Raw genomic sequence first — 13,493 nt, 5'->3', positions numbered from 1 at the left:
GAGCAACCACGCAAAAAAGCTTTGCCCCACCACTCGGTGCCTCGCTAAGGCTCGGCATGCGCGCAAATCTAACGCCAAAGCGAGGCGGCCTTAAAGCCGACCTGACTTTTTCAGATATCCGCAATGGAGCGAGCCTGATCGCGAAAAATGTCCAGACAACGCGTTCATCCAGAAAAGGCGCGTTATCGTTGACGTCCATCGCGAGCAGGCTCGCTCCCACAGGGGATCGGCGACAGACCTGCAATCAGTTCGACTTTAAGGCCGTCTTGCTTTTGCTTTGGCTTTTGATTTTCTTGCCCTATATCAATGGCTGGTTGGCTGACCATTTCGGTTCGCGCCTGGTCTTCAGTTCGGCGATCGTCCTGTTCATCCTGTTCGTGTTGCAGCGTGCACCCGCCAAGGATTAGCGCGGTGCGTGGGTTCTCCTGTCCTGGACCCTGAAACTCAAGTGCACGCAGGTGCCCTGTTTTTCATCGATTATCAGGCTCGCATCGCCGCCGAAGCTTTCCATGATCTGCTTCACCATGATAAATCCGATACCCAGCCTGCCTTGTCGGGTGGTGTAGAACGATTTGAAGGCCATCATTTGCTGTTGCCGGCAAGCGCCACCCCCGGTGTCGCCAATGGTCAGGTGCAGCCATTGATGGGCATCATCCAGGCGAGCCGCGATGTTCAGTTTTCCTGCCGTCGGCATCGCTTCTATGGCATTGGCAATGACGCTTCCTAAAATCTGCGAGAGCAACAGCGGATTGCTGATTACCCGAGGCATTGGCTCGTTTTTGAACTCGACTTGGATTTTTGCCTGACTCAGTTGCGCACTGAAGCTGTTTAGGGTGGCCTGTACCATCTCCATCGAATCCACCCGTTGCGCCTCCCCGCGGATCGGTCCCAGGCACAGGAGCAATTCCTGCACCCACCGCGACACCCGCTCCACCTGACTGATAATATCGTCGAGCTGCTTCTTTGCAGGCTGGCCCTGAATGTCATTTGCCAATTCCGCACTTGAGCGGATGCAGGCCAGAGGATTACGCAGGCTATGGGCGACGGCAGTGGACATTTCGCCCAGGCCAACGTACGTCTTGTTGGCAACGACTTGAGCCTCTTGCGACGCCAACTGGATCGATGTTCGTCGGGCAATCCGGTAAATCCCGAAGTAAACAAGCAGACCGCCCATGGTGGACAACCAGATGATCCAGTGACCGTGGTTCAGGCGTTCAATCAGGTCGATGGGCTCCCTGTAGATTTCAACCACCGCCAGAATGTTTCCCCGGTCATCGACCAGAGGGATGTAGCTTTCGATGAAGAACTTTTTGGGGGGGTACAGGAATTTCTGTTCACTGCGGTCTGCAGCGACATTGCTGTATTTGGTGGATATCCGTTCTTTGGAACTGAATGCCTGTTCAAGCTCGTCATTCAAAAATGCTCGCCCAACCAGCTTCTGGTTGGTTGACCAGACCACTGTTCGATTTGGGGAATAGATATTGATCAAGAGCGAGTTCGGGAGATGCGCAAGATAGTCCAGGAACTCGAAGCTGGCGGGCTGTGCGCTCTGTTTCTTTTCTTCTGGCATCGACTGGTGTTGAGCGTAGGCGAGCACCTCCCCGATCTGTCTACCCGCCAGCCCGTGGTGACGTATCTCACCTTTGGCAATGGTCTGGATGAACTGCGCTGTTATCAGCGCATCGCGTTCAAGGCTTTCGGCGACCAGAAATCTGGTCGACCAAGAACCCACCCCGAAAGCGATCACACTGATCAGAACGAAACTGACGATCGAAAACCAGCGCAGGAGATTGAATTGTTGAGTGGGTGCAATCGCGTCAACTGTTCCAGGGAGAAAGCGTCTATACAGCACGTCGATTGCAGGCATAGGGAGTACTCCTGGGTATGCCGCTTGTCAGCGGCTTCAACCTCTCAAGCAAGCCCTGGACGACCAGCAGTATCCATGCCAATGCAAGGTTGCGCTTGGGCGATGCATCTTGCGACCCTCTCGCCACGAAAACGCCAGGGCCGAAGCGGGTATTACTCCCCAGATATGGGGGGGATTCCCCTGGCGCCTTGCCTCCTGAGAAGGGAGGTCGCTGATGGACGGGTAGAAGTTTGGGGGCGGTTGATTCGTGAAAAGGGCATCGAGTGGCGCGCGACTCAGCGAGTTTCGGGTTGACTGATTTTTCACATCGATTTCACTGCTGCAGCACAGCGTCATCCTTATCTTGGCGCCTACGACGTGGTGAAGTTCTAAGGGGGATCCCTGGCTGGCACCAAGTTATGATGCCGCAGGTTCGATGGTATGCCCCGCACCCTGATCAATGATTGGTTAACTTCAAGATTCTTCCCGCAAACGCTTCGTTTACGCGCAAAGCACTTCGCGTTGATCGTGACTACGCTGTTACTCGGCGCGGTGACTCTATGGTTCTTGATGGCAACCCCGGTGATGGATCTGGGCGCGGGCGACAACATGATCAAGTCCGAGCTTAAAGAGACGTGGATGCAAGGTTCCATCGTGGTCCTGATCAGGCACGCCGAACGCTGCGATCGATCGGCGAACCCTTGCCTGGGCGACGCCGAGGGCATTACGGTCAATGGCAGTAATGCCGCAATAGCAGTCGGCACAGGTTTACGACAACTGGGTCTCGATAAAGTCCGTTTGATCGCCAGCCCTACGATTCGCACCCGGCAGACTGCCGATTTGATTTCGGGTGGGACTGTGGCGACTCAAGAGTGGGTAAGTGAATGTGATAGCGCTTTCAAAGATGCAGTGATTGCCCATAAGAGTCCCAATGAAAATCTGATCCTGATCACCCACAGCGGTTGTATCGATCATTTCGAGCGTCAGATGGGCGTGCGCGCGGGAGACCGCTCCAGCGCCTACACGCAGACCTTATTCGTCAAGATGGATGGCAAGCATGAACCGAGAATTCTCGGATCATTGAATGCCGCACAGTGGAAAGAACTGGCTGACGCACATTTGCTTTGAGCAATATGGGCAGGCGCTAATGATTCGTATCGTTCATGGCGCACAGCGTGTGCCTGCATAACCTCCATTCTTCCAACCAGGTTAAACAATCCACTGGGGCAGGCGCGCAAGAATGATCGTATGGCCGACGTTGGAGTTCGCACTACGGAAAATTCACATCACGTTGACCTTTCAACAACAGGCGGCTGATTAGCCTATAAACCTGGCCAATGGAGACCGGCAATGAGCGCCCCTGTCAAACTTAAATTTTCTGAAAAATACGATAAAGATCACGCAAACCAATACTACCTGAAGCATCAAGATGGCTTGTCTCGCAAATTGTCCCATTATCGGGACGAACAGATGGCCCGACATGCGCTGCACAAGGCTGGGGACCCCGGGCTGGTGCTTGACCTTCCATGCGGTGCGGGGCGGTTCTGGCCTGTGCTTGCAGAAAACTCAAATCGAATCATCATTGGCGCAGACAATTCGCCCGATATGATTAACACCGCCCTTCAGAATCAACCCGCCGATATAGTCAAACGGGTGAAGCCTCTCGAGACTTCTGCGTTCGCCATCGATCTACCGGCTAATTCGGTCGACAGTATTTTCAGCATGCGCTTGATTCATCACATCGGTGAATCCGCGCATCGACTGACAATGCTGCGAGAGTTTCACAGAGTGACGCGCGATACCGTCATCCTGTCGATGTGGGTCGATGGCAACTTTAAATCCTGGAAGCGCAAACGCCACGAACAAAGGCGCAAGGCCAGGGGCGAGCAGGGTGATTACCAGAACAGGTTCGTTATTCCTCGAGCCGTCGCAGAGGCCGAGTTCAAGCAGGCCGGATTCGTCATCGATAGCAAATCGGACTTTATTCCGTTTTATGCAATGTGGCGTGTTTACGTTTTGCGCAAGATTTAAACGCTGGGCAAGATACTCAGACCTTTGTTCGGAATTGAGTTGGCCAGACAATTATTCCGTGTATCTATTAACGTTCCTTGATAAACCCCGGGGCGTGAACGTTGTGCCAGCAACACTCGCCCCGGGTTTCAGCTAATCACATGGCGATGTTGGCCTTCCATTTCTGGTAGGGGATCGGCAACTTGCACGATTCGCCTCGTCCCATCGGGAAGTATTGGAAACCCCGCTGCGCAAGACGATCTGCGTCGTACAGGTTGCGGCCATCGAAGATCACGGGGGCCTTGAGCCTTTTGTGGATCAGGTCGAAATCCGGTGCCTTGAATTGCTGCCACTCGGTGCAAATGACCAGCGCATCGGCACCACTGAGCGTGGCTTCCGGCGTGCCCATCAGGCTCAGGTTGGGCTGATCGTTATACAACGATTGGGTCTGCTGCATGGCCTCCGGATCAAATGCCCGAACATGTGCGCCTGCTTCCCACAGGGCTTCCATGAGCACCCGGCTGGGAGCGTCTCGCATGTCATCGGTGTTGGGTTTGAATGACAAACCCCACAGGGCAAATGTCCTGCCCCGCAGATCACCTTGGTAGTACGCGTTGATGCGCTCGAACAGCTTGTGTTTCTGCCGCTGGTTGATGGCTTCCACGGCCTGCAACAGATCATTGGAGCATTGAGCCTGCTGTGCGCTGTGGATCAGGGCGCGCATATCCTTGGGGAAGCATGAGCCGCCATAACCGCACCCGGCATAGATAAAGTCGTAGCCAATGCGCGAGTCGGCACCGATGCCCAGGCGCACCTGTTCGATGTCGGCCCCCAGGTGTTCGGCGAGTTCGGCGATCTGGTTGATGAAACTGATCTTGGTCGCCAGCATGCAGTTGGCGGCGTACTTGGTCAGTTCGGCGCTGCGCAAGTCCATGAACATGACGCGGTCGTGGTTGCGGTTGAATGGCGCATAAAGTTCACGCATCACTTCACGCACGTCCTCACGCTCGCAGCCGATGATGATGCGGTCCGGGCGTCGGCAATCGGCGACAGCCGAGCCTTCCTTGAGAAACTCCGGATTGGAGACGATGTCGAAATCCAGCGTTTGCCCGTAGCGTTGCAGTGCCTCGCTGATCCGCTGGCGCAGGGCGTCACCCGTGCCGACCGGTACGGTGGACTTCTCAACGATGATGATGGGCTCGCTGCGGTGTCGGGCGATGGCTTCCCCCACAGAGAAGACGCTAGTCAGATCCGCTGAGCCGTCCGCAAGGGATGGCGTGCCCACGGCGATGAATAAAACTTGGCCGTGCTCCACGGCGAGTTTTTCTTCGCAAGTGAAGCGTAGCCGTCCATTTTCCAGGTTGTGCTTGACCAATTCAGACAAGCCCGGCTCATAGATGCTGACTTGTCCACGATTGAGAGCGATCACTTTTTCGTAGTCGATGTCCATGCAGATGACATCATGACCGACCTCTGCCAAAACGGTTGCCTGGACAAGGCCGACGTAACCGCTACCGAAGACACTGATTTTCATTGAACACTCCTGAGATCGGACACGAGAGCCGGTCGAGAGTTGATGGTAATGACGCCGAGGATGACCAGGGCCACGCCAAGGCTTTTGGAAAGACTGAACGCTTCGTTGAATAACGGCAGTGCCGCGGCAAGCAGATACACCAGCGCGTAGCTGATGCTCAGGAGTGAATACGCTCGCCCCAAGGGCACATCGCGCAGGGCGACCAGCCAGCAGAGCATCGACAGGGCGTAGGCGAGGATCGCCGCCAGCACCACAGCGATGGCGGACGGGTCGACGCTGTGGTTGTTCAAGGCTGCGAGCCATTGTTCGGGTTGAGGGAGGCGACTCATGCTCCAGCGCATGCCCAACTGTGCGGCACTGACCAGCAACACACTGCCCAGCGCAAAGGTGATACCGCGACGAAGGCTCATGTGTGTTGCCCCAACAGCACCACGCCGCCGATCACCAAGGCCACGCCCAACCAGTGGCGCCGGTCGATGGTTTCGTGGAACACAAACCGGGCGACCAGGGTAATCAATACGAAATTCAGGCTCAGCATCGGGTAGGCGATGCCGACTTCCAGGCGCTGTAGCACCAGCAACCACACCAGTAAGCCGGCACCCAACGCAGCAAGCGCCAGCCACAACCAGGGTGTACGCAGCTTTTCACCCCAGCCCGACGTCTTGCCGCGCCAGCTTTCCACAGCACACTTCTGGGCAATTTGACCGAGGCAAGTCAGCAGGCAAGCGGCCAGGAGCAGCAACAGGCTCATGGCGTCTCCCCAGGGATAATCAGAATGACGATGTTGCCTTGTTCATAACGTTTGCCCTCCTTGGGTAGCTGGTCGAGTTCGTGCAGTTCATCCTTACCCTTGACCCGCATGACCACACCGACCGAACCGCTACGGCGGGCTTCGCTCATCCACTGCTGGATCTGCTTCGTGTCGACTCGCTGATGTATCCCGTCAGGGTAGGCAAGGCCATACTTGAGTTCGCCGATCGTGTTGTACAACGCCACGTCCGGGCGTTTCAGGCGCCACGCCAGGGCCGACGCTGCACCGAGATCGTTGCTCAGCAACCGTTCGGTCTGTTTGAGTTCCTGAAGGTGCTTGAGGATGAACTGGTCGGGCATTTTATTATCGACCACGGACTGGGGTAATCCGGCCGGCACCAGGCCGATCAGCAGCAAGCTGCCGAACGCCGGGGCGGCCCAGCATTGCAGGGGCCTGAACGCTTGCAGCAGGTTAGCCATGATCCAGCCGAACAGACCGATGAAGATCAGCACCAGGTTGTGTGGCTCATGGTCGTACAGCGGTTTTTTCAGTTGCAGGTAGACCAGGGCGAGCAGGGCGGCCAGTCCCAGCAGCAGGTTCAGCAGGCCGTTGATGCCAAGGGCCCGACCCTGTTTGAGCTGCAGCCGGTCGGCCAGCGCATGCCCCATCAGCAAGGAGAGTGGCAGCAGGCAGGGCAGGATGTAGCTGGGTAATTTGCCTTTGCTGAGGCTGAAGAACAGCAACGGCATCAACAGCCAGAACAACAGGAAAGCGATACTCGCCTGGCGACGTGTTTGCCATGCCTGCCGCAACGCCGGTGGTAATAGCGCCACCCAGGGCAGACTGAACACCACCAGCAGCGGCAGGTAGTAGTACCAGGGTGCGCTGTGTTGCGCGTCGTCACCGGCGAAGCGTCGAATATGCTCGTGCCAGAAGAAGAACCGCCAGTAATCGGGCTCTTGCGCGTGCACCGCCAATACCCACGGCAGGCTCACAACGATGGCCACGGCTATCGCCACCGGGCCGTAGGTGAATAATTCACGCCAGCGCTTTTGCCAGATCACCCAGGGCAGGGCGACCAGCACCGGCAACAACCAGGCGAGAAAGCCCTTGGTCAGGAACCCCATGCCGCACGCCAGGCCGACAAGCGCCCACCCGGCCAGGCGTTGAGCGCGACTGACACTGTCCAGGGCAAACCACAAGGCTACCAGGCTCAGGTTGACCCAAAAGGTAAACTGCGGATCGAGGTTGGCGTAGCCCGCAGCGCCGGCGATCACGGTGAGACTCATGTACAGCAGCGCGCAGACGAAACTTTTGTGCGGATCGTTCCACAACCTGCGAGCGATGAGGTAGCACAGCAGTACGCTCAGCCCGGTACTCAGGGCTGAGGCAAACCGCACGCCGAACAGGTTCTGGCCAAACAATGCCTGGCTGGCGGCAATCATCCAGTAACCGGCCGCCGGTTTTTCGAAATAGCGCAGGTTCATGAAATGCGGTGACACCCAGTTACCGCTCAGGAGCATGTCCTGACTGATCTGGCCGTAGCGGGTTTCATCGGGAATCCACAAGCCATGAGTGCCCAATGGCAGCAGGTAAGCCAGTAGACAAAGGCCCAGCAGCAGTGGCAATGCCCAGCGTGTGCTCATGCGCCTTGTACTCCCAGCCAGCCTTCGCGACCGGCGATTGCGCCACGCACTACACGACCGGTCGGCAAATGGTCAGGGGCTTCGGGCAGCAGATCACCCAAGGGTTGAAAGTGGATAGCTCGCTGGCGCGCATCGGCCAGCAGTTGACGGAAATCGTTGGCCATCAGAATCCCTTCTACTTCAGCATGGATCGTGTAGACGTTGAGTTTTTCGGGGGTGAAGTGCTCAAGAATGAAAGCGTTGTAGTCCTTGGCCGCGACAATCGGGCCGACCACCTCGTCAAAGGTCGGCAGGTCCACCGGAATCTGTGGCGCACCTGGACCACCGCCGGCCAGTGTCGGCCGGAACAGGCTTGTGCCACGGCAATCGCTGTTGTAGCGAAAGCCGAACGCTTGCTTGGCCTCGATTACGCGCGCGTCGGCGCGCCAACCGGCGGCAGCCGAACACTCGACTTTTTCCCCGAGGATGTCGCCGAGGGTGTCGACGCCCTGGCGGATCTGCTCGATCAGTTGCGCGTCGCTCCAGCGTCCGGCGTTGGCCTGCCAGCCGTGGTGATCCCAGGCGTGCAGGCCGACTTCATGGCCAGCGGCCTGCGCCTGGCGCATCAAATGCCCCAGGTGTCGGCCGATCGGTTTGCCCGGCCACGCAGTGCCAGCCAGCAGAATGTCCCAGCCATACAGGCCGGCCGCATTGGAACGCAGCATCTTCCACAGAAATTGCGGCCGAATCAGGCGCCACAGATGGCGCCCCATGTTGTCTGGCCCGACGCTGAAGAAAAACGTCGCCTTGACCTGCGCTTCATCGAGTATTTCCAGCAGCCGTGGCACCCCCTCACGGGTGCCCCGGTACGTGTCGACATCGATTCGAAGACCGGCCTGCATCAACATGATTGTTCTGTGGAGTGCTCCGCTTGTTCGAGCATTGCCTCGCGCAAGAAGAAGTCCAGCGTATTGCCGATGGTCTCGCTCATTTCCACCGTTGGCGTCCAGTCAAGCAGACGCTTGGCATTGGCGATGCTCGGCTTGCGGTGCGACACGTCCTGATAACCGGTGCCGTAGAACGCCTTGCTTTCCACGTCGCGGAAACCCGCGAACGGCGGGAAGTTAGCGCGCAGCGGGTGCGCTTCGAACTGGCGCAGCAACTCTTCACCCAACTGACGAATGCTGGCTTCGTTGTCCGGGTTGCCGATGTTGATGATCTGGCCGTTGCAGGCGTCGTTGTCGTTATCGATGATCCGTGCCAGCGCCTCCACGCCGTCGGCGATGTCGGTGAAACAGCGTTTTTGCTCGCCGCCATCGAACAGGCGAATCGGCGTACCTTCCACCAGATTGAGGATCAGTTGCGTGATCGCCCTGGAACTGCCGATGCGTGCCGAGTCGAGGCGGTCCAGGCGCGGGCCCATCCAGTTGAAGGGACGGAACAGGGTGAAGTTCAGGCCTTTCTGGCCGTAAGCCCAGATCACTCGATCAAGCAATTGCTTGGAAATCGAGTAGATCCAGCGTTGCTTGTTGATCGGCCCGACGACGAGGTTGGACGTGTCTTCATCAAACTTGGCATCCTCGCACATGCCGTAGACTTCGGACGTCGAGGGGAAGATCACGCGCTTGTTGTACTTGACGCAGTAGCGCACCAGTTTCAGGTTCTCTTCGAAATCCAGTTCGAAGACGCGCAGCGGATTGCGGGTGTACTCGATCGGTGTGGCGATCGCCACCAGCGGCAGAATCACGTCGCACTTCTTGACGTGGTATTCGATCCACTCGGAGTGGATGCTGATATCGCCTTCGACGAAGTGGAAATTGGGGTGGCTGCGCAGTCGCTCGATGGCGTCCGAACCGATGTCCAAGCCATAGACTTCATAGCGGTCGTCACGCAGCAAGCGTTCGGACAAGTGATTGCCGATGAAACCGTTGACGCCGAGGATCAGCACACGGGTCCGACGCGGTGCGCGCCCGGACTCGGCGCCACGCAACACGGAACCGTCCACCAGGCCCAGCTCGTTGGCCAGTTGTGGGCCGCTGAGGTACAGGCCATTGTCGTTACGCTGGCCAGCGCTGATCACCAGGGAGTCTTCGCCGCAAGCGATACGCAGCGGGTCGACGCTGATCACCCGGCCGGGTGCCTGCCCTTCATTGCCCTTGACGACTTCAGCGCTCCAGACAATCAGCTTGTGCTCGCCCACGGCGCAGAAAGCCCCCGGGTAAGGTTGGGTGACGGCACGGACCAGATTGAACAGTGCTTCGGCGGGGCGCTGCCAGTCCAGTTTGCCGTCAGCCGGGGTGCGGCGGCCGAACACCGTGGCCTTGGATTCGTCCTGAGGGGTTTCACTGGCTTTGCCGGCGAGCAACGCAGGTAGCGTGTCGCGCAGCAGATCGGTGGCGGCCAGGCGCAATTTTCCATGCAGACTCAGTGCGGTGTCGCTGCGTTCAATCTCCACCCGTTGCTGGGCGAGGATCGCGCCGGCATCAGCGCGTTTGACCATGCGGTGCAGGGTCACGCCGGTCTCGATTTCACCGTTGACCAGCACCCAATTGGCAGGCGCGCGCCCTCGGTAGCGCGGCAGCAATGAACCGTGCAGGTTGAACGCACCTTTGCTGGCCGTTGCCAACAGGGGTTCGCTCAACAGTTGGCGGTAGTAGAAGGAAAACAGGTAATCGGGGTTGAGCTTGCTGATGCGCTCGATCCAGAGCGGATGGTTGGCATCTTCCGGGGCGTGCACCGGTATACCTTTGCGCGCACACAGTTGCGCAACCGAGGCGTAAAAGGCGTTTTCCTTCGGATCATCGGCGTGGGTGAATACCGCGGCGATGTCATAACCACAACTGAGCAAGGTTTCGATGCCGGCACAGCCAATATCGTGATAGGCGAATACAACAGCTTTTGCGCTCATGAAATAACCTGGTCTGATGAGGTGGAAGTGAGGCCGTCAACGGTGATAACAGGAGCGGGGGCAGCCGGTTGGGTACGCAGGACCTTTTCGACAAAGAACCGGGGCCGGGCACGGACGTCGCCGTACATGCGCCCCAGGTATTCACCCAGCAGGCCCATGCCGATGAATTGGCCGCCAGTGAAAATGAACAGCACGGCAAATAGTACGAACATACCGTCGCCGGCCCAATGGGCGCCGAAGGCCAGGCGCAGCACGATCAGCATCGTGGCGAACAACACGCCCAGCGCTGCCATGCCGAAACCTACGATGCTCAGCAGGCGCAGCGGCGTGGTGGTCATGCAGGTGATCAGGTCGAACATCAGGTTGACCAGGCGCATCGGGCTGTACTTGGATTCGCCGTGTTCGCGCTCGGCGTGGTTTACCGGGATTTCCGTGGTGTGCCGGGCGAAGCTGTTGGCCAGGATCGGGATGAACGTGCTGCGTTCGCGACAGGCGAGCATGGCGTCGACAACGCTACGGCGGTAGGCGCGCAGCATGCAGCCGTAGTCGCTCATGGCGACGCCGGTGGAACGCTGCACGGCCAGGTTGATCAGCTTCGATGGCCAGCGGCGCAGGGCCGAGTCCTGACGGTTGCTGCGCACAGTGGCGACCACGTCATAGCCGAGTTCGGCCTGGGCCACTAACCGCGGAATTTCTTCGGGAGGGTTTTGCAGGTCGGCGTCGAGGGTGATGACGACGTCGCCCTTGCACTGTTCGAAACCAGCCATGATCGCCGCGTGCTGCCCATAGTTGCGGTTGAGAATGACCGCCACCACCGGGCTGCCCTCACGGTTGGCGGCGTCTTCGAGGATCTGCGCCGACGCGTCGCGGCTGCCGTCATCGACCAGCACGATTTCGTAGTCATGGTGCAGTTGCTGGCACGCCGTTTCGGTGCGCCTGAGCAACTCGAGCAAGCTGTCTTGTTCGTTGTAGACCGGGATGACGATCGATACGCAACGGATCGGATAAGGTTTCACAGGCTTGTGTCCACTAAGTTTTCAATGGCGCCAACCACACGGTCGACGTCGTCGACAGTCATGTCGGGGAACAACGGGATCGAGCACAGTCGAGCCGAGTTCCATTCGGTGTTGGGCAGGTGAACGTCGGGGAACCGTTGGCGATACCAGGCGTGCAGGTGAGTGCCGATGAAGTGAATGCCGGTGCCGATGTTCTGCTCCTGCAAACCCTTCATGAACGCTTCACGATCGAGCCCGCAGCGCTCACTGTCGATCCGCAGGATGAACAGGTGCCAGGCGTGCTGCTGCGCATGGGTTGGAAGGGCCAGCGGTTGCACCGGCAGGCCTTCTAGCCGGCGCAAATACGCGTGGGCCAGCTCAGTGCGTTTGGCGTTGATGTCGTCCAGTCGCTGCAACTGCACCAGGGCAATGGCGGCATTGATGTCCGCCAGGTTGTACTTGAAGCCGGGCTCCATGACCTGGGCCTGGGGTTTGCGGCCGTGGGTCAAGCGATCGTAGGCGTCGACACCGAGGCCATGGAACTTGAGCATGCGCACGCGCGAGGCCAGGCCTTCGTCGTCGCTGACGAACATCGCGCCTTCGGCGCAGGTCATGTTCTTGATCGCATGGAACGAGAAGATTGCCGTGCCCTGGGCACCGACATGGCGCCCTTTGTAGAAGGTGCCCGCCGCGTGGGCGGCGTCTTCGATAACCGCGATGCCGTGCTTGTCGGCCAGCGCGTAGAGCGGGTCGAGATCGAACGCGGCGCCGGCGTAATGCACGGGAATAATGGCTTTGGTGCGAGGCGTAATGGCCGCTTCAATGCTCGCCAGATCGCTCATCAACGTATGGCGGTCGACGTCGACGAACACCGGCGTCGCACCGAGCAGGCAGATCATGTTGGCGGTGGATACCCAGGTCTGCGACGGCGTAATCACTTCATCGCCCGGGCCGATCCCCAATGCCAGCAAAGTGATGTGCATACCACCGGTGGCCGAAGACAGTGCCACGGCGTGTCGGCATCCCACATAGTCGGCAAACTGTTCTTCAAGTTGCTGGTTTTTCGGGCCGGTAGTGATCCAGCCGGAGCGCAGTACTTGCTCTACGGCGGCAATTTCTTCATCACCAATACTGGGTCGGGAGAACGGAAGAAACGCTTGACTCATGGGTACCTCGGTGCTGAAAGAGTTAGTAGCCTTGAACGCTAGAAATGGATCCAGTGACAGCCTAGACGCTAAAAGAAAAGCTGCATCAATCAGTTACCTGAAGTTGTTGACAAGGCGAGAGAGTGATTTTTTTTGTGCCAGGGTGGATGAGCGAGTGGTCGCAAAGGGGCTGCCTGAAGTCATTGAGGCTAAGCGCGTTTTTGTGAAAGAAGTATGAAAAGGCGGTTGAGAAATCGTTTTCTGTAAGCCAAAACCAGAAAGATTATTAAAGACTTTGATGGCGACTATGCATAAGTAGGAAATGTCCTACAGCTGTTGGCGTAGTTTTACTACATCGAGGTGGCTTTGGCTGATGCTCTTTTATTTCTCGAGTCGCTTGGATTAGTGAGTTTGCCTGCTGCTGAAACGATTAGTTGCCAAACTATTCCAGTCGATGAAGTGGCTTGATTCGGCGAGCTCTGTCGGTCGAGGTCGGAAAAGTCGTTGACACGGACCCTGATCGCGTTTCGGGCGAAGCTCAAATAGCGCTTGCGCAGTGCTTGGCCTACGCAGGTGCAGGGGCCACAACGGCCCGTTGATTACCCTCTTGGGCGACTCACAAAATTTTCATTCTTTTTTGTTTATAAGCCTCTGCAAATACAAGAAAACCTTGCCATCA

Annotated in this window: 12 protein-coding genes; 3 read left to right on the top strand and 9 right to left on the bottom strand. The window is 57.9% G+C overall.

Translation table 11 applies throughout. From position 1 onward, the window contains the following. Positions 1–56: 56 nt before the first annotated feature. Positions 57–407: a hypothetical protein gene (locus tag CGA21_RS08920; protein ID WP_188264023.1), complete on the top strand. Its 351-nt coding sequence runs from the start codon at positions 57–59 to the stop codon at positions 405–407. Here the strand turns inward: CGA21_RS08920 and CGA21_RS08915 are convergent. Further along, the gene (locus CGA21_RS08915) at positions 404–1,867 is read right to left on the bottom strand and encodes a sensor histidine kinase (protein ID WP_188264022.1); all 1,464 of its coding nucleotides are present in this window, start codon (positions 1,865–1,867) and stop codon (positions 404–406) included. The genes CGA21_RS08920 and CGA21_RS08915 overlap by 4 nt on opposite strands. A gap of 420 nt (positions 1,868–2,287) precedes the next feature. On the opposite strand from CGA21_RS08915, the gene CGA21_RS08910 reads away from it, so the two are divergent. Then, positions 2,288–2,974 (top strand): histidine phosphatase family protein, encoded by a 687-nt coding sequence (locus tag CGA21_RS08910; RefSeq protein ID WP_188264021.1) that lies wholly within the window; start codon positions 2,288–2,290, stop codon positions 2,972–2,974. 222 nt (positions 2,975–3,196) lie between these two features. Continuing rightward, positions 3,197–3,877 carry a class I SAM-dependent methyltransferase gene (locus CGA21_RS08905; protein WP_188264020.1) on the top strand — a complete coding sequence of 227 codons (681 nt, stop codon included), beginning with the start codon at positions 3,197–3,199 and terminating at the stop codon, positions 3,875–3,877. A 136-nt stretch (positions 3,878–4,013) separates the two neighbouring features. Here the strand turns inward: CGA21_RS08905 and CGA21_RS08900 are convergent, their stop codons facing one another. The 8 genes from CGA21_RS08900 to arnB are packed head-to-tail and all read right to left on the bottom strand — an operon-like array spanning position 4,014 to position 12,835. Beyond that, positions 4,014–5,390: a UDP-glucose dehydrogenase family protein gene (locus CGA21_RS08900; RefSeq protein ID WP_188264019.1), complete on the bottom strand. Its 1,377-nt coding sequence runs from the start codon at positions 5,388–5,390 to the stop codon at positions 4,014–4,016. Continuing rightward, positions 5,387–5,800, bottom strand: a complete 414-nt coding sequence (gene arnF / locus CGA21_RS08895) for a 4-amino-4-deoxy-L-arabinose-phosphoundecaprenol flippase subunit ArnF (RefSeq protein ID WP_188264018.1) — start codon at positions 5,798–5,800, stop codon at positions 5,387–5,389. The genes CGA21_RS08900 and arnF overlap by 4 nt, the downstream gene beginning before the upstream one ends. Next, complete coding sequence (gene arnE / locus CGA21_RS08890; protein ID WP_188264017.1) at positions 5,797–6,141, bottom strand: 4-amino-4-deoxy-L-arabinose-phosphoundecaprenol flippase subunit ArnE; 345 nt, start codon at positions 6,139–6,141, stop codon at positions 5,797–5,799. Before arnE ends, arnF begins: the two co-directional genes overlap by 4 nt. Then, the gene (gene arnT, locus CGA21_RS08885) at positions 6,138–7,787 is read right to left on the bottom strand and encodes a lipid IV(A) 4-amino-4-deoxy-L-arabinosyltransferase (protein ID WP_188264016.1); all 1,650 of its coding nucleotides are present in this window, start codon (positions 7,785–7,787) and stop codon (positions 6,138–6,140) included. Before arnT ends, arnE begins: the two co-directional genes overlap by 4 nt. Continuing rightward, entirely contained in the window at positions 7,784–8,668 is an 885-nt protein-coding gene (gene arnD / locus CGA21_RS08880) for a 4-deoxy-4-formamido-L-arabinose-phosphoundecaprenol deformylase (protein WP_188264086.1), read from the bottom strand. Before arnD ends, arnT begins: the two co-directional genes overlap by 4 nt. After that, a complete protein-coding gene (gene arnA, locus CGA21_RS08875) occupies positions 8,668–10,674 on the bottom strand; it encodes a bifunctional UDP-4-amino-4-deoxy-L-arabinose formyltransferase/UDP-glucuronic acid oxidase ArnA (protein ID WP_188264015.1) in 2,007 nt (668 codons plus the stop codon). The genes arnD and arnA overlap by 1 nt, the downstream gene beginning before the upstream one ends. Next, positions 10,671–11,690: an undecaprenyl-phosphate 4-deoxy-4-formamido-L-arabinose transferase gene (gene arnC / locus CGA21_RS08870; RefSeq protein ID WP_188264014.1), complete on the bottom strand. Its 1,020-nt coding sequence runs from the start codon at positions 11,688–11,690 to the stop codon at positions 10,671–10,673. Before arnC ends, arnA begins: the two co-directional genes overlap by 4 nt. Beyond that, on the bottom strand, positions 11,687–12,835 hold the full coding sequence (gene arnB / locus CGA21_RS08865; protein WP_188264013.1) for a UDP-4-amino-4-deoxy-L-arabinose aminotransferase: 1,149 nt from the start codon (positions 12,833–12,835) through the stop codon (positions 11,687–11,689). Before arnB ends, arnC begins: the two co-directional genes overlap by 4 nt. Between the last annotated feature and the right edge of the window lie 658 nt (positions 12,836–13,493).

Source organism: Pseudomonas sp. PSB11, assembly GCF_014596605.1.
In the GTDB taxonomy this organism is placed as follows: Bacteria; Pseudomonadota; Gammaproteobacteria; order Pseudomonadales; family Pseudomonadaceae; genus Aquipseudomonas; species Aquipseudomonas umsongensis.
Note: the sequence above shows the minus strand (reverse complement) of the source record. Positions and strands in the feature narration are given on the sequence as shown.

Excerpts from the sequence above, each read along its gene's own strand:
- CGA21_RS08910 (WP_188264021.1), top strand. The coding sequence starts at position 2,288 with ATGCCCCGCACCCTGATCAATGATTGGTTAACTTCAAGATTCTTCCCG.
- CGA21_RS08900 (WP_188264019.1), bottom strand. The coding sequence starts at position 5,390 with ATGAAAATCAGTGTCTTCGGTAGCGGTTACGTCGGCCTTGTCCAGGCA.
- CGA21_RS08920 (WP_188264023.1), top strand. The coding sequence starts at position 57 with ATGCGCGCAAATCTAACGCCAAAGCGAGGCGGCCTTAAAGCCGACCTG.
- arnE (WP_188264017.1), bottom strand. The coding sequence starts at position 6,141 with ATGAGCCTGTTGCTGCTCCTGGCCGCTTGCCTGCTGACTTGCCTCGGT.
- arnA (WP_188264015.1), bottom strand. The coding sequence starts at position 10,674 with ATGAGCGCAAAAGCTGTTGTATTCGCCTATCACGATATTGGCTGTGCC.
- arnB (WP_188264013.1), bottom strand. The coding sequence starts at position 12,835 with ATGAGTCAAGCGTTTCTTCCGTTCTCCCGACCCAGTATTGGTGATGAA.
- CGA21_RS08905 (WP_188264020.1), top strand. The coding sequence starts at position 3,197 with ATGAGCGCCCCTGTCAAACTTAAATTTTCTGAAAAATACGATAAAGAT.
- CGA21_RS08915 (WP_188264022.1), bottom strand. The coding sequence starts at position 1,867 with ATGCCTGCAATCGACGTGCTGTATAGACGCTTTCTCCCTGGAACAGTT.
- arnD (WP_188264086.1), bottom strand. The coding sequence starts at position 8,668 with ATGCAGGCCGGTCTTCGAATCGATGTCGACACGTACCGGGGCACCCGT.
- arnF (WP_188264018.1), bottom strand. The coding sequence starts at position 5,800 with ATGAGCCTTCGTCGCGGTATCACCTTTGCGCTGGGCAGTGTGTTGCTG.
- arnT (WP_188264016.1), bottom strand. The coding sequence starts at position 7,787 with ATGAGCACACGCTGGGCATTGCCACTGCTGCTGGGCCTTTGTCTACTG.